The following is a 25,073-nucleotide window of genomic DNA, read 5'->3' on the forward strand; positions in this document are numbered from 1 at the left end:
AACGTTAGAACTTCATAGGAAGTTCTTGGAACGAATGTTACGCCTTTCAGCAATCTTTGTAAAACGCTGTCGTTGGACTTTAATCATCCTTTTTGACGTATTTGGCATATGAAAACGCGTCCAATTGGCGGGCACTTTCATTTTCGATGAAAATGCTTTGGTTTGCTTCTGTTTTTTATAAATTGTGCCAAACCTGAACCCGAACATTATTGCATCAAAATTCAGGTAACAGTCATTTTTATTGTATTTTTATACGCATGCTATGGATTTTTTACCTCATTTTTATAGGATTCTGCGTTACAATTATTCAGTAAATTAGGCACAACATTGATCCCATCAAAGGAGTTGAAGGTTTAATGAGAAGTCGAAGGTGTAGTGAACCTGAACCCGAGCATACCCACGGGGAAGTCATGAATGCGTCTCATCATGAGAGACTGATTATGGTTAAACATCAACTCTTTTACGAATGGGTTAATGAATGACTTCCTCATAGAGAGGAGGCTGTCTTATGTATAACATTTATTCCAACAATGAAAACGGCATTTTGTGTAAAAATAATCAGATCGGTTATGGGTGCTGGATTCATATGGTCGCTCCAAGCGGGCAGGAAATGACGCATGTTGCTCATACACTTGGCATTCCAATTGAGTTTATTAAAGCGCCATTGGATGAAGAAGAGCGTTCTAGAATTGAAAAAGAAAATAATCATACGCTAATCATTGTTAATATGCCTAATCTTACAAAAAACGAGGACAATCAACTTATTTATGAGACTGTCCCTTTAGGTATCATTCTAACTGGTGATTGCATCGTTATGGTCTGTTCAACCGAACATCCGATCATGAATCAATTTATTCATAAAAAAGTTAAGCCATTCTATACTCATAAAAAAACGAAATTTTCGCTTCAAGTCCTATATTTAATCTCCATCCTTTTCTTGAGATATCTGAAACAAATCAGCAAAAAGATCAATGAAATTGAGAATGAATTGCTCCAATCCAAGAAAAATAAAGAACTATTTTCCTTACTAAATTTAGAAAAAAGCTTAATTTACTTTACGACTTCGCTCAAATCTAACCAAATGGTCATGCAAAAAATGCTTCGACATCACTATTTGAAAATGTGTGAAGAAGATCGGGAGCTGCTGGAAGATGTGATCCTTGAGAATCAGCAAGCTATTGAGATGGCTGAAACGTACAGCACTATTCTAAGCAGTATGATGAATGCTTTCGCTTCCATTACTTCCAGCAATTTAAATGTCGTGATGAAATTTTTAACTTCGGTGACCATCATTTTGTCATTGCCAATGATCGTTGCAAGTTTCTATGGGATGAACGTACCGATCCCGTTTCAGACTTATCCCCATGCCTTTTTGGTGGCTATTTTGATCTCGATACTTCTTTCTAGTACAACTGCTTTTATATTTTGGAAAAAAAGGTTTTTCTGAACAAAGAAGATCGAAATAGTGCAACCCAGTGTAGAGCAACTCAAAGTAAATTAGAGAAAACCGAGCCATGGGGCTGACCCGAAAGTCATTTAATGACCGAGAGGCAGCCCTTTTTTTGACTTTTGGGAGCGCCTTTTCAGAATAAAGGGAAATAGTACCGCTAAATCGTTGAATAACACAGCTCAGACATGAATAAATGGAATTTCTCCAGTTACTGCGGCCGATTGAGCTTGGAAACAGGGTTAAAGGAGTTAATTAACAGGAGTTTTTCCAGTTATTAGGTTTATATAGCAAGGACTCGCTTGAAATAAAGGGAATTTTTCCCGCTATTCGATTCGGCTCCATATAAACAGGGACTATCTCAAGTCATCTAATGCCCGAGGGAACGCAACTTTTTGAACCTTCTGAGATAGATACCCTCTTGTAGCGGTGCCATGACAGCGGAGAAGCTAGAAGCTAATTTATCTGCTATAATAGGGGAAACATGTCGGATGGAAAGAAACCTCATTCTTTCATAATGACACATAGTGAGGTGATATTCATGGTTAACACGCGTCTCTCCGTTGCAATTCATATTTTGTCATTAATTCATACGAACCCTAAGGCTTCTTCCGAAATGATCGCTGGAAGCGTCTCTACGAATCCAGTTGTTATTCGACGAATTACCAGCATGTTGAAAAAATCCGGATTACTATCTTCAAGAGTAGGCGTTGCCGGGTTTGCCTTAACGAAAAGTCCAAACGAAATCAGCTTATATGATATATATAAATCCGTCCAACTGGAGTCAGAGATTTTCAATATCCATGAAAATCCCAATCCGAATTGTACGGTAGGCAGGGAAATTCAACAAACCTTGGATATAACCTTTGAAAGTGTGAAATTAGCCATGGAGAATGAGCTTAGGAATAAAACACTTCAAGATGTTATTTATCATATTTTTAAATAGTGCGTTTGTTAGAAGTGTATCCAAAGTACAAGAAACAATGTACACCTAGTAGAAAAAGGCTGCCGATACTTTGTTGTCGGCAGCCTAACTTTGATGATCAACATGCTTGGAGATGGTCAAGCTAACGCGGTCGGCCTTACCATAATTTCGCTGATAAGCGTGTCATCAGGTTCATTAATGGCAAACGCGATGGCTCTAGCAATGCTGTTAGGAGAAATTCCTAAGCCGCTTATTTTACCCGCTATCGCCTGTACTTCCGGGCTGGTAATGCTGTCAAATAGTTCGGTCTGCGTCAGACCTGGAGCAATGACCGTAGATCTAATATTCGAAGACGCAGATTCTTCAAGTCGCAGTCCTTCTGAGATGGCTCTAACCGCGAACTTGGTAGCCGCGTATACAGCCGATGTTGGTGAAACTTGATAGCCGGATGTAGAGGATAGGTTGATAATATGACCGGAATGCTGCTCCCTCATAGTTGGTAGTACCGCTGCGATGCCGTATAAAACACCCTTGATGTTCACATCGATCATTTGATCCCACTCTTCTACTCTTAATTCGTTCAGCCTGGAACTCGGCATGACGCCTGCATTGTTCACCAATACATCAATTCGGCCATACACACGCAAGGCAAACTTGGCCAATTGCTGCATATCTTCAGCAGAAGCGACGTCTGCTTTTACAGAAACAGCCTCTCCTCCCCCCTGTTTGATTTCAGCAACAACCGCCTGCAGACGTTCCACTCTTCTCGCTGCCAATACCACCTTTGCGCCATTTTGCGCTAACAACTTCGCTGCAGCTTCACCTATTCCGCTCGATGCTCCAGTAATAATGACCACTTTATCTTGTATGTTTTCCATCGTTAAACGCTCCTTCATTTTCTATTTATCAAACGCGTGTTGAATATTTAACGGCCGTTGATTAATATTATAGACAGAAGCCCGGATTACTCAATGGTTGATTGATGCGTATTTGTTACATATCCAACATCACACACACTATTGTTGATTATCGGAAGGAGGTAGCGAAAGATATGGAAACCACTGTAAAAACCGACCGTCGCATTCTCAGAACGAAGCAATCCATAATCAAGTCTTTTCTGGAGCTTTTTTCGGAAAAAGATTTTGAACAAATCACCATTAATGAGATTGCTGAGCGCGCCAATGTGAACCGCGGCACCATATATCTGCACTATAGTGACAAATACGACCTTTTGGATAAATGTATTGAAGATCACATCAACGAATTGATCTCGCTCTGCAAGAACCGGGAAGACAATACGGTTAACCAAGGAATGGTGCAGGAGCCCAAACCGATTTTTGATTATTTTCGCGACAATTTCCCGTTTTTCTCTGCCATGTTTTCCAATCAAAGAGCTTTTCTATTCCGAGAACAATTACTGAACTTTATTTCCGTCAATCTGATGGTTAAAATGGAAAGGCCGGACAGTCAGCCCGATATCGATCTTGAGTTAAAAGCTGAGTTCATGGCCTCTGCCTTTATTGGCATTGTGGAGTGGTGGATTCGTCATCAAATGCCGCATTCCACACAATTTATGGCCGATCAGGTTAGAAATTTATTTGAGAATAATCAAGTTTATTCGAAGAGTAATTGAAGGTGTGTTAGCTGCTTCTAAGATGCGGTCCTTTTCCATGATGTACATAATGCCCATGCGATACGGGGAAACTAGCCATATGAGGTGACGCTTTATACTCGACAGGCGAGGTCCCTGAATACGCCAAAAAAACCGCGATCTACGCGGTTTTTCGGGTTTTCAACTACTGGTACGATATCTCCCAGATTTGTACTTGCGAACGAGGATCCTCATCCGCAGCTTCCAAAGCAACAGCAAAGTGAAGTGGACTTAGTCCAGGAACCCTAGAAATCGCAGTTACTAAACGACCGTGTTTCTGCGCAATCCAGCCTGTACCGCTGCTCCATGCATACACTCTCCCAGCGCTTAGGAGAAGAAATCTCTCTTCACCTAGACAGATCGCCTGCATGGGTTCACGCTCATGAGAATCCCCATCGGGTATCTGCCACTCTATATCCCTAATTTCTCCATTTGCGAGAATCCAACCGTTTTCCTCTTGCATTACAATTTCTTCACCCTGATACCGATCCCATGCGATAACTGCGGTCTCATAGGTAGTACCATCCCGTTTCCTCAGATGACCCTGTTCGTCTAAAAGAAAAAGATTCCCATCCTCGGCAATTATTTGGATAATTCCTTCTGTGAACGTTTGAACTAGCGAATAGGTTGATCCTATGATTTCAAACAGATCTCTGCCGCAAGCTGCCCAAACTCCTCCTCCATGGCGCTGTCCCAATGCCGTAACGTTCCTTGGGAGAAGAAGCGCCTCGCCTACCTCCGTATCTGTCAGTTCTCGAACAAAGCGGTAAAGATCATGTGGATTACTTTTAATCAAATATCTCCCCCATGCCTTCCACAGGCCATCTTTAGCCGATACAACAGCTTTAATCGGATCGCCGATATGATGGGTTCCAAAAACAGCTTCTAACTTATAATCAACTTCCCATATAAACCCATCATTCGTTACAGCTAACAAGCAATTTTCATTCATCGGGACAAGCCATGTTACGATGGTTTCTCTTTGACCGATGCCGCATGAGAGTTCTCCGCGAACCTGCTCTACCGAGTTTCTACCAAAGCTGCCGTCATCCGTACTCCACATTTTAAAAGAACTGGACCAATCCGGCTTCGTTCGTATATGACCATTCTCATGATCCAGCGTGGAAACACGAATCGCGCCATCTTCGATATCAATGACACGCGAATGTCTCTTGCCATCCCGACTATAAGTGCTGTGCACACCGGTATGAAAAAATGTAACGCCGTTCCGATACGTGCTAGAATCTTCAAAATCATGTCCTAGATGATAATGAGCAGAGAACCACATTTTAATAGAAGGATAATCCTGAATTAGCTGAGGCCATCTGTAAAAGTTATGATTCTGATCCAAATAGGCGTTGGTCGCCCGAACATGCACAAGCGGAACTGTCCTTAATGCAGCGCCAACCGGAGGGGCATGAGTAAAGAAGATACAAGGCACCTCCGGTCGTTCTTGCAGCTTCGCCTCGATCCACGCAAAGTGTTCATCCGTAACATAACATTCTTGTATCTGATAACAGGAGTTCTCCGGTTGAGGATCCGTTCCCACAAAAAATAGCCTAAACTGTTCAAATTCCAGCACGCCATTTTCGGCATCAACTTGATATAAGTCCGCCAGCTTTCGCGCCATGGTTCCCTTTAATTGCTTACCGGGTCCCGTCTCTCTTTGAAGATCATGATTGCCCAGAATCGGGCGAATCTGCGACTTCAATTTCCTCAGAAATTGATGTCCCTGCTCTAGTCCTTCCACACCGCCTATCGTAGAATGGCACCCGAAATCACCTAACGGGACTACCAAATCCGGTTTACAGCTGTTTATATGCTCGATAGCTTCTTCTGTCAAATGATGCTCTTTCGGATGGATATGAAAATCCCCAAGGACGACGATACGCACGATGCCACTTCCTCTGTAAAATCAAATAATAACCGTATTTCCTGCTGCCGGCCAAATAACCTGGCCTTCAAAAATACGCTTAGCAGCCTGAACACATTCCTCCGAACGTTGAATACTGGTGTGAATCAAGTAGAGTGTTTCCACGCCAGCCTCTACCGCCACTTTCGCTGCGTCGACTGCTCCGGCATGCAAATATTTATTATTGCCTGGGTCAGCTGCAAGTGGTCCCATGGCTGTCTCGTGAATGAGCATGGAGCTGCCCTTCACATGCTCGATGATGCGCTCGGAATAAGCCGTATCGCCTGTGTAAGAGAAGACTTTCGCTGATCCACGATCCTCGAACCGATAACAAAGTCCTGCCACCGGATGAATCGTCCGGCAAGTATGAATATGAAAACGCTCTGTATCAAAACTTTCACCCGCTCTTAAAGGAACCAGCTTTGGCCGTCCTTTATGCGAAAATCCCTTCTCATTTTCCAAAAAAGCCAAGGCCAATCCGACGATTCTTTCAAGATCTTCAATAGGGCCGACTATGGTTAATTGACTTAAATGTTCCCCCCTGGACATCCAATAATAGAGAACCGAGGGTAGCGACATGTAATGATCATGGTGTAAATGAGTGAAAACCAAATACCGAATTTCCAGGGGATCGAATCCCAATGTCCGCATCGTATGGATCGAGTGCCATCCCGTATCTATCATCATATCGCGATTAATAATCAGGCATGGGGAATCATTTCCACTATCGGGGATAGCACCTGTTGTACCTAGGAAAGTCAAACTGTTAGAAGCTGTTTCGCTCATGTCTCCACCTCGTTTAATAATGGTTTATTCCTTAACGCTGCCCATGACAATTCCGTGTATAAAAAAACGCTGAAGGAAGGGATACACAAGTAGAATCGGTACCGTTGCCACAAAGATTTGTGCGGCATTGTTCGTACGATTCGAGATGTGCTCCATCAATTCCAAATCCGCCGGGGTTAAGAAGCGGGTATCATTCTGAATAATGACGGTTTGCAAAAAACTCTGCAAGGGATAATGCTCCGGGGAGTTCATGTAAATGAGTCCATCGAAATAAGCATTCCAGTGGCCAACAATGCTAAATAGCCCAATCGTGGCTAAAGCCGGTAAGGATAATGGCAGATAGATGCTCCAAAGAATGTGAAACGGCCCGGCACCGTCCATTTTCGCTGACTCCTCTAGTTCCTTAGGAAGTCCTCTGAAAAAGTTTAACAGCAACACAATGTTATATGCGGGTACGGCTGAAGGCAGCACTAAAGCCCAGAGTGTATCCAAAATGCCTGTAGTTTTGATTGTCATATATAGCGGGATCAAACCGCCATGAAACAACATCGTCAAGACAAATACCCAAACATAAAATGTTCGCCATCTGAACACTTGGACTTCTTTAGAAAGGGGATAAGCTACAAGCACAGTCAGAATGAGATTAATCGAAGCTCCCAGCAGCACTCTTTGAACCGAGACTCCGAAAGCACGCATGAACTCTACTCTTTGAATCACGTGCTCATAGGAAGCAAGTGTAAATTCGACTGGCCACAGTTTAACTAATCCTGCCGAAGCCGCCGCAGATGAGCTTAAGGAGATAGCCAAAACATGCAAGAAGGGAACTAGGCACAACAAAGAAAGCATAGACAAGAACGTATAATTGAAGATAGCAAAAGCTTTCTGACCGAAGGAGTGGGTAACTCCCATTGCATGTCCTCCTCCATCCTTAGAAAATCCGGTAGTTCGCAAAACGGTACGCAAGGAGATAGGAAAGGGTCATCAATATTAAGGATACGACCGACTTAAACAATCCAACTGCGGTGGCAATACCATACTGAGATTGTTGGATGCCGATTCTGTAAACGAAAGTATCGATAATGTCCCCGCTTTCGTACACTGTCGTATTGTACAAATTAAAAACCTGATCGAAACCGGCATCGAATACTCTTCCCAGTGATAAAGTCGCCAGAAGAATAATAATTGGACGAATTCCTGGAAGCGTGATATGCCAAGTTTGCTTTAAACGGCTTGCTCCGTCTATTTGAGCGGCTTCATAGAGAGCTGGATTAACGCTTGTTAAAGCGGCTAAATAAACAATGGTATTGAAGCCGAATTCCTTCCAAACGTCCGAGGACACGAGTACGTAGGGAAACCAATGATTATCGCCAAGAAAGAAGATCGGTTGAATTCCAAATGCAGCCAACAGTTGATTCACTAGACCAGATGATGGGGACAAAATGTCGATTAGGATCCCGCCTAATATGACCCATGAAAGGAAATGGGGCAAATAGATCATCGTTTGAATGCTTCGTTTGAACCTTTTGTTTCTTACCTCGTTCAACATCAATGCAATCCCGATGGGGACAAATAGATTAGCCACAACCTTCATAACGGCAATGTAGGAGGTATTAAAAATGATCTTATACGTATCTGGAACGGTAAGAATATACCGAAAATTATCGAATCCGATCCACTTGGAGTTGAATATGCCTTTGGCCGGGATATACTTTTCAAAGGCGATAACCAGCCCGAACATGGGGACGTAACAGTAAATTAGAACGATAATTAACCCAGGGATGATCATCAGATGATAGGGCCATTCCTTAGCCCGGGCTCTTTTGAACAACGATGCTTCCTCCTTACAATGAAATCGGTGGAACTGTGTACACAATTCCACCCGATTGGTTCATACGACTTACTTCTTCTTCGAAGCTTCATTGACTTCTTTCGTTAAGTCGTTTCCGCCCTGTGCCTTCCAGCTTGTGACAAACTTATCAAATTCGTCAATCGATACCTTGCCCATGATGATGTTTGTGAATGTCTCCGTCTCTAGTTTGTCTAGAAGCGGCTTCTTATCAGCCATAGACGGTGTTGGAGACCCTATGTAGCCGTTATAAAGGTAACGATTTTCCTGTTTATACTGGTTTAGGATTGAATATGAACCCTTGCCATTAACCTTCATCCATGTTGGCCAGAAGTCGGCAGCCCCACCCAGGTACTTCATCATTTCCTCGTACTGCAGTGTGCGAATCGGCAGATCTCCCACAAGCTTGATATCCTTCGCTTCAACAGCTTTTGGAAGCAAAATACCACTTTCAACTTCTACATCTTGCATAGCCGGCGTGATCGGGTTCAATTTCCAGTAGTTGTTGCCGTCTTTCAAATTTTTACCCTTTTGATACACTTGCACTTCGGGACTTCTGTCATCTTTAATTGTATTCAGAACCCATTTGTTCAGAATTTTGATGACAGCTTCCGGATTTTTGGCTTGCTTGTTAATGACATAATACCCACTGCCGTTCATTCCGTCGCCTGTCAAACCTAGTCCGATTTGTGCCATCGCAGGCTTGCTATCAACGGAAGGAATCGCATAAACAGCCCAATCCGATGCGACCTTCCCATTCTTCACCACACCTGTTTTCATCGGCCAACCTACAAGAAAGTTCAGCCCGTATACAATGCCTAACTTATCGTTTGAAATCAATTCTGTCACTTTGGCATGATCCTTGGTGACAAACTCTTTATCAATTTGACCTGCCTTGAACATATCTTGAAGCTGCTTAAGCGATGTCTTCATTTCTGGCGTTATGCTGCCATAAACTAAATTTCCTGATGCATCTTTCAACCATGACTGCGGATAAGCATGATAGCTATTGAAAAAACCGAGTAATCCATATGACGTGTTATAAATTTCTTTCATCAAACCAATGCCATAGCTGTCAGCTTTACCATTCCCATCGGGATCTTGCGTTGTAAAAGCTTCTGATATTTTCAGTAGATCCTGCATCGTCTTTGGCTCGGATAGACCTAGCTTGTTCATCCAGTCTTTGCGTACATACACCATTTGTGCATTGTTATACGGACTGCTGGTATTCGGGATGCCGTATAGCTTGTCACCCACCTTAGCAGAATTCAGCTGCTTTCCTCCATCGGAGCTAAGGTACTTTTTCGTCTCAGGTGAAGCCCATTTGTCATAAACCCCGGAAACATCCATAACCAAATCAGACTCAATAAGCATCTGAAGCTCACTTGCGCCCACCTCGAAAAAGTCAGGTAAGTCACCAGAAGCAATACTCACTCGCAGCTTGTCTTGATACTGCTTGCCGTCTACAACCCATTTGTTCTTCAGTTGAATATTAAAATCTTTCTCATACGCATCATAAACCGCGTTCTTCTCGTAGGACTCTCCTTCATCGAACTTAATGTTCGTATCACTTTTGCGGAAGGTCGAAAGTACTACCGGCTGCCCATATTTGCCCAAAGGTTCTACTTTAACGGGCTCAGCCGTACTTACAGCTGCGGGCTTGTTATCTCCTGCACAACCGGATATCACCATCATGCCGGCAGTAATTGCAAGTGCAAGGCTTTTACTATTCAGTTTCATGTTTCAAGCTCCCCTCATTATTCTTATTCGCACGCAAAATGATTCATTTAGATCATAAATTGATTCATTTCGATTAACTTAATCTTATATACAGGGTAATTCCTTGTCAATCACTTCATAAATACTTAAAATTCGATCGTTATCATCATAAAAATGATCAGCATTGATCAAAAATGCGGATTTCTACGAACATAAACAGCAAAAATCACTAGTTTTAATCAAAAGCAAAGGATTCTTTCTTGATTTTTTTCAAATATGTACGGTATATTTATTAATAATTGATTAATCCTCTAAGGATGGAGTCCCTATATGAAACATCGCCATCAGCAAATTATTGATTTATTAACGGAACGAACCTTTATGAAAATTGAAGAGATATGTACGGAGTTGAACGTCTCCCCGGCTACCGTACGACGGGATTTATCCCAAATTGAGGAAACGGGCGGGCTGCGACGTATTAATGGCGGCGCTATTATCCAGCAAGTATCAACAAAGAATATTCAGATTTATAAGAAAGCTAATATCGATGAGAAGAAACGAATAGCCGAAGAAGCCGCAAGCTATGTCAAGGAAGGATACACCATCTTTCTGGATTCTGGTTCAACGAATTCACTCATTGCCGACAAGCTGTCTCAGCTCTCCAACATTACAGTCGTGACGAACAGCGTTGAAATTGCCTATAAATTTATTAATCGCAAAGAAATATCGGTCATCATATGCGGAGGGGCTCTTGGTGAAGTCAACCCGGATAGTATTGTAGGACCGGTGGCAGAGAAAATGATTTCAATGTTTCGGGCGAATCTATGTTTCCTTGGCACATCGGCTCTTCATATTAAGCATGGCATTACGGATACGCATCTCTCCTTGGCCCGAATCAAATCCAATATGATCGAACATTCTACTCAGATTATCTGCGTAGCCGATCATAGCAAGTTCGGCACCATTAACGCCGCGTTCGTTTGCAATATGGAACAAATCAATCACATCATAACGGGAGTAGAAGCTCCCAAAGACGATATAGACTACTTGCGGCATAGAGGAATTAGAGTAACTACGGTGTAAATCGACATGAAAGAGCGCTGAAATTTGACTGCACAGTCAAATTTCAGCGCTCTATTTGATTGATTTTAATCGTTTTAGATGAAAATATTGTAAAAGTTTGATCACTATAGACATGTTTTCATCAAAATGCTACGATAAAATTCACCACTGGGAATTTCATCCACGTGGTTTGGCCAAGCAATTAATCGAATACAAATGCAAAACGATCGCTCCGGAGAGCGATCGTTTTGTACATTCATTCAAACATGCATTTCTTAATTTTTCTTTTCCATTGCTTTGAGCAACGTCGCTAGCATCTTAGCTGCTTCAGCTCTAGTTGCGCTCTTAGCAGGTGCAAATTGGTTGTTCGGCAATCCGTTAATAATCCCGGCTTGTTGCGCGAATTTCACCGCTTCAACAGCATAAGAGGAAATACTCGCTTCGTCCCCGAACTGATTCGGTGTTACGTTGCTTTCCAACTTATATCCAACGAGATTTGTTAATCGGATAAGGATGACAGCCATTTGTTCCCTGGAGATTTTCGCATTTGGTGCAAAAGATTCTGCGTCGATCCCATTGACTATTTTATTTTTCTCTGCCCATGCAACGTACGGCGCATACCAATCAGTAGACTTAACATCCGCGAATGTGCTGTTCGTATAGGCGGATACATCCACACCAGCGGCACCTGCGATAAGTTTTACAAATTCGCCACGCGTAATGTCATTATTCGGAGAGAACTGATTGTCGCTTACTCCGCTGATAATGTCTTTGCCAGTCAGATAATAAATATCCGATTTTGCCCAGTGCTCATCAGCATCTTTGAAATCAAGAATTTTTTGCGTCGTCAACATATACTCAGCTGCTGTTGACGTTGTGAACGGAATCGCAACTTCTCCATTTTCGTCCACAGTAAGCTCGGATACGAGTACAGGAGCTTGATCCGCGGAATTTACCGCGTAGAAGAACAGCTTTTTGCCTGCTTGTTCTTTGCTCGTCGGGATTTCAAGCGTCATCTTACCTGGAAGAGCCCCGTTTTGGTTGAGAGACAAGCCCATAACGACTTTCTTTGTATTGACTTGAACAGGGGTCGAAACTTTCCCTGCGGGAGCTTGATTTTTGACGTTAACACCCAAATCTACGTTAGCGTTAGGATTCGTGATGTCCGAGCCATTGACTTTCCATTTGTAGCCGTTGCCCACGAACGTCATCGTCGCGTTCTTGTCTTTCGCGAGCTCCGCGAAGACGTCGGATTTCACGACGCTGTCCTTCGATAAATCGACGGTTTCATCTTTTCCGCCTACAGGAGGTGCTGCAGGAATAGATCCACCAGAGCCATTATTATCATCATCATTATCAGGGATGTCAGCCTTCGGCGTAATTGTTACTTTTGCTTCAGCTGTCAAACCGTCTAATGTAGCAGTAATTTCCTCTTCTCCTACTGCTTTCGCAATCAACATACCATTTTCTTGAACGATGAATCCATTCTTAAAGCTGAAAACAACGTCTTTCGTATCAATATCAGAAACTGTACCGTAAGCATCGGTTCCTTTAATCGTTGGAATGACTTGTTTACCAAGTTCAATAGATGGATCAACGGACATCTCGATCTTGACTGGTTTTCCTGGAGCTGGAGGCGGAGTCGGTTTAGCAATGATTTTCGCGATGGCCGTCGCATTCAAACCGCTAAACGTAACCGTAATTTCTTCGTCGCCTTCGGCATCTGCCATGATAACTCCGTCATCTTGCATGTGTGCTTTTCCGTTCTTAAAGCTGAAGGTAACGTCCTTCGTGTCAATGGCGTAAGCCACGCCGTAAGCGTTGGTCGCTTTAATCGTCGGGATGAACGTGTCGCCCACTTCAGTTTCCGCAGGAACGGACAAATCGAGCTTGACCGGTTTGACGTCCGCCGGCTTAACCGTCTCGACCGAAATAGAATTGCTCTTTCCTCCGGATGTTGCCGTAATGATTGCCGTACCGGAAGACTTTGAAGTTACAACGCCATTTGTATCCACGGAAGCTACGTCTTCGTTGCTCGATTTCCAGTCAATCCCAACTAATTTGCGGTTATTGATTTGAGTCAAGTAATTAGCAGGATACTCTCTGAAGTCCCCGAACAAATCCATTTGGACTTGGGATCCGATGACAGTGTTCATTTTGCTCGAGATAATCGCGTCGTTATGAATGTAAACCTTCGTCAAGAGAGGGTCGAAAGTGTACTTCATTTTACCGCCCGAAACCGTCATTTTACCTGTGCCCAGCAAATCTCCATCGCTATGCGGGAGGTACGTCTTGTCGGCGCCGTTACCCGTAATGATGTATTTGACTCCGCCGACTTCCCAATTTTGAAGAGAATGCAAATGTCCGAAAATGCTGTAGATATCCGTGTCCGGATGCTCGAGCTTATAATTGCTTAGAATAGACTCGTATTTCGCTGCGTCCTTCGGATCCATTTCATGCTTGGTGCCGAATGCGTCGCGCGTAATCACATGGTCAAGAACGATAATGTTTTTCTTCGTATTCTTCTTCAAAACTTCTTCCAACCAATGGAACTGGGTGGAATCCGACAAGGTAAGACTTTGGATGTATGCCGAGTTCAACATGATGATCAGCGTATCCCCATAGTCGAAATGCATCGTCGGAGAACCGAATTTCTTATAGTAGATATCCAAGGTGTTCTGGAACGCTTCATGATTACCCGCCAATACGAAGAACGGCTTAGAACCTGGGTCCCCGAAATACTTGTTGACGAAGCCCGACGCTTGATCGTATTGCAGTTGGGAACCGTCATCCACGATATCGCCCATGTGCAGGACTAACGAAGAATCATCCGCTGCAACCTTAGCGAACAATTTATCGGTAAACGCGTTGCCTTGCGTATCCGGAATAAGCGAGACTTTGAAATTATCTCCATCTTGCGGTTGCGGGATCGAGGCCAGAGACAATTGATCCTTATAAGTCGGCATCGCGTTCCCGGCTTTATCCCGAGCATTGATTCTTAAGGTATACTCGCCATTCGCCAAGCCGCTTGTCGGTTCGGCATATCCCCAACCCGTGTTGGCGTCGTAATACACAGGCAGATCGATATTATTCATCCTAACGGAGATGCTCTCCGGATCCACTTGCGATTTGCTGTCCACTAGCTTGAACGTGACCCTCGGCGTCGGAATTTTGACCTTGACGTCCTTCGTAGGCGTTACGTCTGTCATCGTCGGAGCTTCCTCGTCCGGAGTCAAATCCACATGATACGTTTTGTCGATATAGGGAACTGATTCGTTGGGGGTTAACGCTTTGTCGTAGGCGTCTACGAATACTCTATAATCCCCTTGGGTTAGATTTTCCAACTTGAAGCTAAGACGACCCGTGACTTTATCGTACGTGTAATCCTTATAATCTGCGTCATTGATTTTAACCGTTATTTTGTTCTCGTCTACCCCGGAGAGACTATCGGTAATCGTAGTCGAGAAATCAAGGGTATTGCTGAACAAGCCATCCGACGAAGGACTTGTCTCGGTAAACTCCGGACCGCTAGTATCCGTAACCTCGTCCGTATAAATAAATTTCATATCATCGAAATAGACCGTTCCGGAATATGCCGGCTTCGATTTCGTTGTCTCAACCATATACAAATAGTTAAGCGTAATCGGTAACTTCCAGCCTTCAGGGAAAGGAACTTCTAAATACTTCCAACCAACCCAGTTAATATCGTCTGTTTCCGTTGTTAGGTCGAGCGTTTTATCCGCGCCGCCGGATGAATCTTTAAATATCGCCCTTAACCAAGGAGCCTTGCCGTCCCCGTATACCCAAATGCCGAATTTTTTCGGATAAACATCGGTCTTGTACGTGGAAAGCATTTGATCCGCAAGAGAATCGGACCATTTCGTGCCCTTATACCAGTGCGGGATCCAGTTTAGCGTCCCGTTCGAATTTTTGTTCGTCCACTTGCTGAGGTCATAATCGAATTTAAAGCTTTTGCTTCCCGAATGCTTAACCGCCGTCGAGATGCTCAAGTACGGGCTTGTTCCTGCGCTTCCCGCATATTGAGAGACGCTATTAAAACCGATTCCGCTTAGATGGTAGCCTTCGATCGGGTACGTCTCGAAATTGTCGATGACCTGCTCTTTGATTCCGACCGTTATGAGCGTCGTTAACGTCTTGCCCGCAACGGTTACCGTAAGCGTTGCCGTTCCGTTACTATCGTTGGAAGTGACCAAACCGCTCTCGTTCACAGTACCGATACTGCCGGAAAGGCTCCACGTTGCCACGGAAGGGTCGATGTAAACCTGCCCCCCGGCTGCATCGGTAGCAACAAATCCGAATTGCTTTTTCGCGTTATTGTTCATAACCACGTTGGTGCTCGTCAAAGCAACGGTAGCCACGGAAGCGACGACCTTCACGTTCGCGCTGCCCTTCACGCCGTCGACCGTTGCGGTTACTTCGCCGCTTCCGGCTCCAGTATTCGCGATAAAATGACCGTTCTCGTCTATGGTTCCGATTGTCGACTCCCATTTGACGGGACGATTGCCTTTGTCGATCGGGTTGCCGAATTCATCCGTTAGCCGGATAGAAAAATCGGTTTTAGAACCCTGCAAAAGCGTCGTGTTCTTATCGACGACCACATTGCCGATCGTCGTTCCTTTCGTCGCCGTGCTGACGAACAACAAGGAGCTGGAAACGAGTCTGGATCCGTTGACATCGCTAGGATGGCTTACGGTTACCGGACGATCGCTGCCGGCTTGGCGTGCGATCATTTCCGTTGAACCGCCGCCATCCAGATTAAGCGCATTGACCGCTCCCGCGTCTTGCAAATATTTCCCAAGATCAGGAAGGCCCGTTCCAATGCTGCCCGTATAACTAGAGCCCGGCTTGTCTACGGTTACCACGATAAGGCTTCCGTCCGCCTTCATGCCTAATGCCGTACGCGCGTTAGCAGCAGGGTCGCCGGTCGGCAGCGCTACGCCGTCGCGTACAAGCCATGCGTTAGAGGTGATCGAAGTCACGATATTGTTGTTCAAGATATCTTTGTTCTCAGCGTCTTTACCTGCGTACAAATTGTAAGTAAAACTCACTTCGGCGTTCTGCTGCAACGCCTGGACGATCGGCTTCGATGTCCCTACGCCTTCCAAGACGACGGAGTCGTCGGGAATATCGAACCCTTCCGTCGACGTTACGTTAACAACGGTACCCGTGTAAGTTTGCCCCGGATTAACGCCGCCGTCGAAATTGTTGACGCGGATTAACGCAAACACGGATTTACCTTTGTCAGCGGCATAGTTATGCGTCATTTTGCGCGTTTTCGTAATTTCGCTCGTATGGATAACTAAAGCGTTACTAACGGCTTGGTTTCGATTCAGCAGGTTTACGTTGTAGACGGCGCCCGTAACCGTTAATTTACCTTCTGTATGAATTTGAGTAATGCCGGGCTTATTCGCGTTATCCATGTAGAAGCTGGTGCGATAATTAGCCGCGGTTTCGTCGGGCGCTTGGCTGATTAACAGCTCGCCGTCCTTCATGATCATTCCTAGCGGATTCCCGGATGCCGGATCGATATCGTAAAAATCGCCGTCGACTCCTGCAATGACTTGATTCCCTTTCAAAATTTCCCGGTTTGCCTGATCGCCGACCGTTTCCACGGCACTGATCGTATCGTAAGCCTTGGCGGTGATGATTCTCGTATTCGAATCGGCCGGATTAATATCCAGACGGTTAACGACTACTTTATTGTTCGGTTTATAGTAGTTATTGTATTCCTCCGAAGTAAAGTGGACGCCAGAGGAAATTTTCTCGCTTTTCAGTACGTTTACTTCTCCCGGCGGAGCTGCATTGGCCGTCAAAGCGCTAATGCCTGATAAATTCAGTACCGTCGCGAGTACCAGCAACATCGCCGGCAATTTTTTGTTTCTAATGATTCTTTTCATACAACTCTCCCTTCAATCGTGTAAGACGGTTACGAACTGGTAAATAATAAAACATGAATAAAGATGTAGCGCTTAATCAGGAAGAGCAACACGCTTCCTACTTCTTTTTCCCTCCTAACTAACCTTTTTACAATAGGGTACTATACGGCTTAATAAGGCCTCATTCAATACAATCGAAGTAAAGGAAACATGTTGATTTTGTAAAAAGAATTGCGAAATTCAAATAGCATTGTGCAAAACTATTTCCTTACTAAGCAGCTTCGGAACATTTATAACCATAAATATGGCACTGTAAGATTTATTTGGATATGTAACAAACCTCTTATATTTTCAATAAAACGCTGTCATATGCGACGGCAAAGAATTCTAGTTACGCCTCTGATAGCCTTGTAATATGTATACGAAATTGCAACTCTGTATTAATTTAGTTAAAAAAAATTCATAATGCGAAAAATCGCAACACCACAAATGTGGCAGTTCAATGAACTTGTAAAGGTTATGTAAACTACTACTTTATTAACAATTGTTCAATTACGTGCTTAATCACGCACAAATAGCGCTAATATTTACCAATATATACAGTGAATTATGCAAAAAGAGGCCGCTCGCAAGGTAATTACCTTTTGAGACAACCTCTTTTTTTATACAACTGTGTTGAACTTAATTAATGACCTGCAACAGAAATCGCATTTTTCCCGCTTCTCTTCACCTCATACATCGCTTCGTCCGCCTTTTGCAGCAAACCCGTAAGATCCGAAGCATGGTCAGCGAATAGACTCACTCCAGCACTAAAAGATACTGGAATCAACATTTGATTGATACGAAAAGGTTTAACGGATAGCGGAAATAAACGCGAATGTGCTTCCTCGTACACCTGCATGTGAGCCGAGTCGAAAGGCATTAGCAGGACAAATTCATCCCCGCCGATTCTTCCTACAATATCTCCTCTACTTGCGTGCAATTCCAATAAATCCGCAATATGCTTTAGATAGTTATCACCAATCAGATGCCCATGGGTATCGTTCACTGTCTTAAAGTTATCTAAATCAACTAATATGAGAGCGAACGGCTCCTCTTGAGCAATTTTACGATTCGCATGTTCCTGCACAGCGGCTCGATTCAAGAGACCCGTGAGCGGATCATGATAAGCCAAATGACGATACTTCCTTTCCGATTCAACCAACTGGCGTTCCGTAGCTTTGAGAGAGGTAATATCCGTCAAATGCAGGATGACTAATCCCTCCTCTGCCCCTTCAATAGTTTCCATGCTGACGATCATATCTAACTGCTCTTGATCTTGAATTTTCAATCTCATCTCCCAATTGATTTTATTCGTCAGTTTCATCCGAAGCTCAGCCCATCTCTCTTCAAGGCTCGTATCATCTTCAAAAGATAGGCTTGATATAACATCCATACGATCTATGCCGTTCCCTTGTAAGCCAAACAAACCCTCCGCGCGAGGATTCATCTCCTTGACTATCCCCTGCCTATCCAATAGAAAAATGGCGGTAGGAGCGGATTGGAATAAAGTGTGAAACAGGTCGCGGTAACTAGGCAAAAAGTCGTATTTGCTAATGAGTCTTCTAAGCGACACAACCCACAGAAGAGTTCCGGAAAAATAAAGAGCAATAGAAATAGAGCTCGTAATTAGCGCTAGAGATAGGAGGAAAGTCACGACAAGAATCCAGCCAAAAAGCGATAGCAACCCTGCTAGAAGTCTCACGAGCATTTTTTTACGTTTCAAATGTTGGGTAGTCAACCAGGCAATTAACAAAATACCCACGGATAAAAGGATATAGCTTCCTACAAAAAAAACCGCTAAACCAAGCATAAGCGGACTTAAAGGACTAGGTCCATCTATCCTTGGCTGGTAGAGATGCTGAGGACCATAGTACAGCAGCAACAGCGCCAACGAAAGCAGCGGAGTCATGTAGATCCATAAGACAAACTGCCTTATTTTCGAACCCGTCATACCAGCAACAAGCACACAAAGATGTACAAGGTTGCTAATCGTAAATAGCAGCATTGGAGCATTCCAATAAAGAACAATCAGTCTTTCATACTGCGGGAAAAGCGCTGTTTTGATATATTCTCCTAGAAAATAAAAGAGTAATGAGAGCATGAGCAGCGAGGCTACACGATTCACCAAGCTTTGCTTATTCCGGGCATACATAGAAATAGCCATATAAAAAAACATATAGGATGGCAATAAAATCGTTAGAAAATCAAGCGATATTTCGTTCATCTGAGAGTCCTTTTCATGGAGATTAACACGATCATTTATCGTTTAATGTTATTCCAAATCTCGCAAAAATACAACAACCCGAACGCTAGAAAAGCGAACGGGCTGCATGAAATTTGACACTATCGATGAGGCTCATACCAAGCCAAAACCGTGCTCCAGTTACTCCATCCATAATAAGGAACGCCTACATCCAAATGAGGGATGCAGATCTCCGCATAACTCCCATCTGGATTCGAGCTCCACACCTCCGCATGATTTCCATCAGACCGAATCCACGTCAGTTTATTACTCTTCCTGAGCATGTACGGTCCGAAGTCTCCGTTTTTTTTCGGTGGGTTCGTGAGTTGCTTCTGCTCTTTATTTGAAAGGCTCACCTGATACAAAGCGGGAAGCGGCCACGCGGCATCCTCTTTGGACTCCTTAGACCTTGAAACAATAATCATTCGGTCATTTTCCCATGTAAAATCACGATCAGCGAATCCTTGCGGCGTAAAGGAAGCAGGCTTCATAGCCGGGAGGTCCTTGAGCTTCAAATGTTTATTCTGCACGGCCATTCGGCCTTCCCCTGCAATATAAGCAAGTCGGGCCTTCATAGGCGACCACGCAAACCACTGCGGGTAATGAAGCATGTTATCCAACTGCTGAAACTGGTTGCCATCCGCAGACAACACGCATAAGGCATTGCCGTCAGCTGACAATGACGCCGTCGGATTCGCGGTAAACGAGATCCATTTCTTATCATTTGACCACTTAAATATGCTAGTGCCGACGGCGAAAAAGCTAGGTGATTCCGTAGGAAGCGTATAAAAATGCTTACTCTTATTGGGGTCCATTTTGGCATCTGCCGGAACCATGAACAATTCAACATTCGTCCACCCGGATGGGCGCAGTTGAGCCGGTGAAGATACCAGAAATCCGCTGCCATCAGGCAGCCATGAGTAGTTATCCACACCGAGAGTGACGTTCCTAAAGGGTTCCACTTTATCGCGGCTAACCCTTGCGATATTCAAAACGCCATCTATTTTAAAAGCAAGATCATTCTTATCGGGAGACCACTGAAAATTGTCACCGCCTGGATACACACGGCGATGTTTTTTCATCTCCATGCTGTACACCCATATCTCATGCTGCTGTTCGCCAAGGGCAAGAGAGTAAGCAATGAATCTCCCATCCGATGACCACTTGGGCTCGCTCACCTTTTGATTTTGCGTTACTTGCAGCTCCTTGTCGTCTTTAATGACCCAGAGACCGCCGCCGCGTACAAAAGCAGCTTGTATGGAATGCTTTGGTTCAGCAAATCCAGCATGACACCATAAGACTGAAATCAACAGGCTGATTAAAATGATTTTTATTTTCATCTGTTACCCCCTCTTTAAGTGGTACAGGAGTATTTTTAACATGTTGATCCAAATTATTCCTGAATAAGGGGCAACAAAAAACTCTTAACAACTCCCTCTGAACACAGGTCCGAAGAGCCATTAAGAGTTTTTCATTTGAAATAGCCGTATCTTACCAAGAGCCTATAGTACAAATAAACTAGGCCATAAGCAAGGATATAGGATACAAAGGTCCAACCTATATTCCAGTGATTGCTGTATTCTACTTTGTCAAACATATATGCCAAGTATTCCAGAGCCGTCGTAGCCAGGCAAAAAAAGCCTATTTTCAGAAGCGCATGCCGATTATTTTTTCTAATCCAATAAATCATATATCCCGCCATTACGGGATAAAGACCTAGATCAAGCGGAAGTGCCGATAGTGTCTCATCATTTTCAATCAATGGTGTAAAGTCCCAGAATTCCAAATGATACCCTGTATCGTTGATCAATCCAGATATGGTGACTGTAATTGGACTTATAAGAAATACAATAATACGAGACTTCCTATACAGATAGATGCCAAACACCCAGGGGATTATAAATCCTACAATAATGTTAAACAGCATGATTTGATTTTCACCTCATTACTCTAGATCCCCTAGTATTTCCAGTTGTTGGTGAAAATATGATGTTTACATTTTTTCAGCGGCATCGACCGTATGTTTAAGTAAGGTTGCAATGGTTACTGGACCGACCCCGGCTGGAACCGGTGTAATGGCCGAGGCCACCTTGATACAAGCCTCATAATCGACATCCCCGATGTTCCCGGGATTGTAACCTGCATCCAAAACAACCGCCCCTGGTTTTAGCCAATCACCTTGAACAAATTGCGGTTTACCCACTGCAGCTACGACAATATCCCCTAATCGCACGATATCGGCCAAATCCGTTGTTTTCGAATGGCAGGTCGTAACCGTTGCATTTTTATTTAGAAGCATCAAGGAAACAGGTTTGCCGAGAATTGGACTTCTGCCAATGACAACCGCGTGTTTACCTTCTACAGGAATTTGGTAATAGTCTAAAATAGCAATTATCGCCGCTGGCGTACAGGAAGGGAACTCAGCAAATCCAAAAGCATTCTGAGCAAATCCCAATGTCGTTACACCATCGACATCTTTATCGATATGTATCGCCTCAAAAGCTGCCCTTTCATCGATCTGCTTCGGGACTGGGTGCTGCAACAATATACCATGCACGCTATTGTCATCATTAAGCTTGTTAATTGCTGCAATTAACTCCTCTGTTGTCGTTTGCTCAGGAAGAACAACACGAATAGATGCAATGCCGAGTCGCTTGCAGGCATTTCCTTTCATCCGTACGTAAGTGGCTGAAGCAGGGTCATCACCGACTAGCACAGTCGCTAAACAAGGGACGATTCCTTTTTCGGCCAAATTGGCTACTCTGCTGAGCAACGATTCCTTTATGGCGTCTGCGACTCGATTACCATCCAAGATTACTGTTTCTGTTGACATGTTGATCATCCCTTTTGAGTAAATTTGAAACGCAAAGAGGTAAGGGGTTATCCCCTTACCTCTGCCCAGGCGTACGGCTGATTATCTATGTGCTCCCTCATGGTTACCCATGTTCCGCCAGTCACACACAGTTGCTTGTATGAATTCATGATAACAACGAATGACATAGATTTCAATGCGTATGAAAAAAAACTAAAACTGTACAAAATGATGCTGTATTGTCTTAATGAAAATAACTAGTTACAATTTATGATAATAAAATGACGTTAAAACATGTATCATTCAAAGGAGAATTCATAGATGTCCACTATTCGAGAAATGACAATTGAGGATTATGAGCAAGCCTATTTACTCTGGAGTCAGATTGAAGGTCTTGTATTAAGTGAAGCAGATTCTAAATCTAATATCGGGAGCTATCTGCATAGAAATAAAGGATTTTGTTTCGTTTGCGAAGCGGACAGTAAGGTCATTGGAACTATTTTAGCCGGACATGATGGCAGAAGAGGGTTTATCTACCACTTAGCTGTAAATCCTGAAAATCGAAAACAAAGGATTGGGCATCGGCTCGTAGAGAAGAGTTTGGCTCAGTTAAGAGAAATAGGCATTGAGAAATGTCACATTTTTGTACTCGAAAATAATGATCTTGGTCATTCTTTCTGGACGGCGGCGGGCTGGGAAAAAAGAAGCGGATTTTTCGTTTATTCGAAAACGCCTTAAACGTCCTCTTAAAAGGCACATAAGAATAGGCTGCCTAGACCTATTGGTCCAGCAGCCTTTTTTTATAATTTTAATGTCATAAATGAACTAAGAGGGTCATCGGTGTAATCTGCAAACGGCAAACAATATTCAAACCCGAAGTTTGCATAAAGTCTTCTTGCAGGTTCGAAGGCTTCCATGGAGCCTGTTTCCAGACTTATTCGTTGATAGCCACGTTGCTTAGCTTCCCCAATAATGTGTTCTAGAAGCTGTCTGGCAACCCCTTTTCGTAGATGGGCTGAAGCAGTTCGCATGGATTTTATCTCACCGTGTTCGGAGTCAAGTTCTTTCATCGCACCGCATCCAGCTAGTTGTCCCTGATCCCATGCACTCCAAAATGTGACTTTTGGTGATTTGAGCCCATCGATATTCAGGGCATGCATGCTTTCTGGTGGTGAAAGCTCTGACATCCCTTTCAGATGTTCAAGGATTAATGCTTGTACCTCAGGACCTGTTAAATCATCGATTTTAATATCCAAAGCTGCCATTCTGAATCTCTCCTTATTCTTACTCTCTAATTCTACGTTATATTGTACATGAATTTGCCTAAGGTCAAAACCCTTTTGTTAACGAAATTTTAAGAAGGTGCATCTGCGAAGAATTTATTAGAGAATCAATAAAAAACCTGACGGATCCTACTCCGTCAGGCTTCAAGCTAGCTACTTTATCAGTCACATCATCCCATCACACTATTCACCAATACAACCAACTTCCACCACACCCGTCAGTAACAAATTCTAAGGCATCAAACTAAGGAACAGGCGAGGTTTTCGATTCACCGTGGACAGCTTTAAATAGAATAGATGGAAAAGCTACCGTTATTCTGAGCTACACGGTCGCAGGGACCGAAATAGCGGTAGTAACTCCAGTTAAATGTTCCGTAGCTACCCGAAAATGTACTAGATTGGCGAAATTAGTGGTAGAAAATCCAGTTAATTGATAATAATTGGAGCAATTACGGAAAATAGCAGGAGTAATCGGCGTTAAGTACAAGTAATCCACCGCATCCTCGCGGTTGCCCGCTTCCACAAGAGCTGCCCCCTTGCAGCCAATAAATGCGCCTTTTCAGCGGAATAGCGGCCTGTAGTTCCGCCTCCTAAAACTCCCTAACCAGCAAGCGCCTGAACCTCACCAACAAGCGCCGCAAAAATAGCAATCGCCCTCGCTAAATCCGAGCGATCGGCCGTCATGCAAGCGAATCCCTCCTGGATTCGCCTCTCGAAATCAGCAGGAGCTGCTGCGAAATGACTGCACTGAGCGACGGCCCCTTTTTCGTTCAGCAAATACTGCCCATTGCACGCGAACAAGACTTGAACCAAGCAGCTTACGGTTCGAAATAGATGCCCTGCTGCGTAGGAAACATCGTTACGCCCCAAAGCTTTTTTAGCGTTAGCTATGGAGAAATCAGCTTCCCACATGAATTTCGCGATTGTCGCTTGCCGCAGCGCATCCGGATACGGAGTTGTCTTCACCTTCATTTCAGCGACGAGACCATCCGGATCCCAGAGCGGCCGGCAGCGCGCGACTTCTCCCATGTAGATCGATGTGCAGAAGCCATGCGGATGACCTGGCTGATAGTGGATATCGATCCGGCCCTGCCGGCAGTCCTCAATGACGCCCGACACTTTCGCGGCATCCCGATACAGCACATCCAAGGGAAAGCCGCCGCTGTTAAGCCAACCGCCGCCATTGATCCACGGCCCCCAGCCGCCGATTGGCGTGATAAGTCCGCTGCGGTGCTGATCATCGAGCGACCCTGCAGCTTTCTCCAAAGCTGCAAGGTCAATCGGCTGATCTGGGCGATAGTACACGCCGATGTCAATATCTGACTCCGGTGTTTCGGTGCCGCAGGCACGTGAACCGCCTAATACAATAGCAGCGATTCCTTCAACTTTTTGCAGCTGCTCTACGGCCGTTTGAATAACTTCATTGGCTTCCATAGACGAATCACCTTC

Annotated in this window: 19 protein-coding genes and 1 riboswitch; of the genes, 5 read left to right on the top strand and 14 right to left on the bottom strand. The window is 44.1% G+C overall.

Features of this window, described 5'->3' with window-relative positions; all coding sequences use genetic code 11:
• Window positions 1–508: 508 nt before the first annotated feature.
• Window positions 509–1,447, top strand: a complete 939-nt coding sequence (locus AC58UW_RS20810) for a magnesium transporter CorA family protein (protein WP_497422520.1) — start codon at window positions 509–511, stop codon at window positions 1,445–1,447.
• Between the two features lie 541 nt (window positions 1,448–1,988).
• A complete protein-coding gene (locus tag AC58UW_RS20815; protein ID WP_497422521.1) occupies window positions 1,989–2,393 on the top strand; it encodes an Rrf2 family transcriptional regulator in 405 nt (134 codons plus the stop codon).
• Between the two features lie 116 nt (window positions 2,394–2,509).
• Here AC58UW_RS20815 and AC58UW_RS20820 read toward each other — a convergent pair whose 3' ends face one another.
• Window positions 2,510–3,250 (bottom strand): SDR family oxidoreductase, encoded by a 741-nt coding sequence (locus AC58UW_RS20820; protein ID WP_497422522.1) that lies wholly within the window; start codon window positions 3,248–3,250, stop codon window positions 2,510–2,512.
• Between the two features lie 173 nt (window positions 3,251–3,423).
• On the opposite strand from AC58UW_RS20820, the gene AC58UW_RS20825 reads away from it, so the two are divergent.
• The gene (locus tag AC58UW_RS20825) at window positions 3,424–4,005 is read left to right on the top strand and encodes a TetR/AcrR family transcriptional regulator (RefSeq protein ID WP_497422523.1); all 582 of its coding nucleotides are present in this window, start codon (window positions 3,424–3,426) and stop codon (window positions 4,003–4,005) included.
• Window positions 4,006–4,168: 163 nt separating this feature from the next.
• Here the strand turns inward: AC58UW_RS20825 and AC58UW_RS20830 are convergent, their stop codons facing one another.
• The 5 genes from AC58UW_RS20830 to AC58UW_RS20850 form a co-directional block, all read right to left on the bottom strand.
• Complete coding sequence (locus tag AC58UW_RS20830; RefSeq protein WP_497422524.1) at window positions 4,169–5,917, bottom strand: metallophosphoesterase family protein; 1,749 nt, start codon at window positions 5,915–5,917, stop codon at window positions 4,169–4,171.
• A gap of 21 nt (window positions 5,918–5,938) precedes the next feature.
• Window positions 5,939–6,721 carry an MBL fold metallo-hydrolase gene (locus AC58UW_RS20835; RefSeq protein WP_497422525.1) on the bottom strand — a complete coding sequence of 261 codons (783 nt, stop codon included), beginning with the start codon at window positions 6,719–6,721 and terminating at the stop codon, window positions 5,939–5,941.
• A 24-nt stretch (window positions 6,722–6,745) separates the two neighbouring features.
• Window positions 6,746–7,630, bottom strand: coding sequence for a carbohydrate ABC transporter permease (locus tag AC58UW_RS20840; protein WP_497422526.1), 885 nt, complete (start codon window positions 7,628–7,630; stop codon window positions 6,746–6,748).
• A 19-nt stretch (window positions 7,631–7,649) separates the two neighbouring features.
• A complete protein-coding gene (locus AC58UW_RS20845; RefSeq protein WP_497422634.1) occupies window positions 7,650–8,507 on the bottom strand; it encodes an ABC transporter permease in 858 nt (285 codons plus the stop codon).
• Between the two features lie 111 nt (window positions 8,508–8,618).
• On the bottom strand, window positions 8,619–10,307 hold the full coding sequence (locus AC58UW_RS20850; RefSeq protein ID WP_497422527.1) for an extracellular solute-binding protein: 1,689 nt from the start codon (window positions 10,305–10,307) through the stop codon (window positions 8,619–8,621).
• 309 nt (window positions 10,308–10,616) lie between these two features.
• Here AC58UW_RS20850 and AC58UW_RS20855 point away from each other — a divergent pair, with 309 nt between their 5' ends.
• Window positions 10,617–11,369 carry a DeoR/GlpR family DNA-binding transcription regulator gene (locus AC58UW_RS20855; RefSeq protein ID WP_497422528.1) on the top strand — a complete coding sequence of 251 codons (753 nt, stop codon included), beginning with the start codon at window positions 10,617–10,619 and terminating at the stop codon, window positions 11,367–11,369.
• A 254-nt stretch (window positions 11,370–11,623) separates the two neighbouring features.
• On the opposite strand, the gene AC58UW_RS20860 is transcribed toward AC58UW_RS20855, so the two are convergent.
• From AC58UW_RS20860 to AC58UW_RS20880, 5 genes are all read right to left on the bottom strand, one after another.
• Window positions 11,624–17,266: an S-layer homology domain-containing protein gene (locus tag AC58UW_RS20860; RefSeq protein ID WP_497422529.1), complete on the bottom strand. Its 5,643-nt coding sequence runs from the start codon at window positions 17,264–17,266 to the stop codon at window positions 11,624–11,626.
• A 664-nt stretch (window positions 17,267–17,930) separates the two neighbouring features.
• Complete coding sequence (locus AC58UW_RS20865) at window positions 17,931–19,451, bottom strand: GGDEF domain-containing protein (RefSeq protein ID WP_497422530.1); 1,521 nt, start codon at window positions 19,449–19,451, stop codon at window positions 17,931–17,933.
• 179 nt (window positions 19,452–19,630) lie between these two features.
• The gene (locus tag AC58UW_RS20870) at window positions 19,631–20,869 is read right to left on the bottom strand and encodes a TolB family protein (RefSeq protein ID WP_497422531.1); all 1,239 of its coding nucleotides are present in this window, start codon (window positions 20,867–20,869) and stop codon (window positions 19,631–19,633) included.
• A 131-nt stretch (window positions 20,870–21,000) separates the two neighbouring features.
• On the bottom strand, window positions 21,001–21,456 hold the full coding sequence (locus AC58UW_RS20875) for a CBO0543 family protein (protein ID WP_497422532.1): 456 nt from the start codon (window positions 21,454–21,456) through the stop codon (window positions 21,001–21,003).
• A gap of 66 nt (window positions 21,457–21,522) precedes the next feature.
• On the bottom strand, window positions 21,523–22,362 hold the full coding sequence (locus AC58UW_RS20880; protein ID WP_497422533.1) for a bifunctional 5,10-methylenetetrahydrofolate dehydrogenase/5,10-methenyltetrahydrofolate cyclohydrolase: 840 nt from the start codon (window positions 22,360–22,362) through the stop codon (window positions 21,523–21,525).
• 56 nt (window positions 22,363–22,418) lie between these two features.
• A riboswitch (ZMP/ZTP riboswitch) is annotated at window positions 22,419–22,497 on the bottom strand.
• 165 nt (window positions 22,498–22,662) lie between these two features.
• Between AC58UW_RS20880 and AC58UW_RS20885 the strand changes: the two genes are divergently transcribed.
• Window positions 22,663–23,079: a GNAT family N-acetyltransferase gene (locus AC58UW_RS20885; protein WP_497422534.1), complete on the top strand. Its 417-nt coding sequence runs from the start codon at window positions 22,663–22,665 to the stop codon at window positions 23,077–23,079.
• 62 nt (window positions 23,080–23,141) lie between these two features.
• Here the strand turns inward: AC58UW_RS20885 and AC58UW_RS20890 are convergent, their stop codons facing one another.
• The 3 genes from AC58UW_RS20890 to AC58UW_RS20900 form a co-directional block, all read right to left on the bottom strand.
• Window positions 23,142–23,597 carry a GNAT family N-acetyltransferase gene (locus AC58UW_RS20890; protein WP_497422635.1) on the bottom strand — a complete coding sequence of 152 codons (456 nt, stop codon included), beginning with the start codon at window positions 23,595–23,597 and terminating at the stop codon, window positions 23,142–23,144.
• Window positions 23,598–23,946: 349 nt separating this feature from the next.
• Window positions 23,947–24,147, bottom strand: a complete 201-nt coding sequence (locus AC58UW_RS20895) for a hypothetical protein (RefSeq protein ID WP_497422535.1) — start codon at window positions 24,145–24,147, stop codon at window positions 23,947–23,949.
• Between the two features lie 77 nt (window positions 24,148–24,224).
• The gene (locus tag AC58UW_RS20900) at window positions 24,225–25,058 is read right to left on the bottom strand and encodes a nucleotidyltransferase domain-containing protein (RefSeq protein ID WP_497422536.1); all 834 of its coding nucleotides are present in this window, start codon (window positions 25,056–25,058) and stop codon (window positions 24,225–24,227) included.
• Window positions 25,059–25,073 lie beyond the last annotated feature (15 nt).

The sequence above is a fragment of the Paenibacillus sp. J22R160 genome (assembly GCF_059692135.1).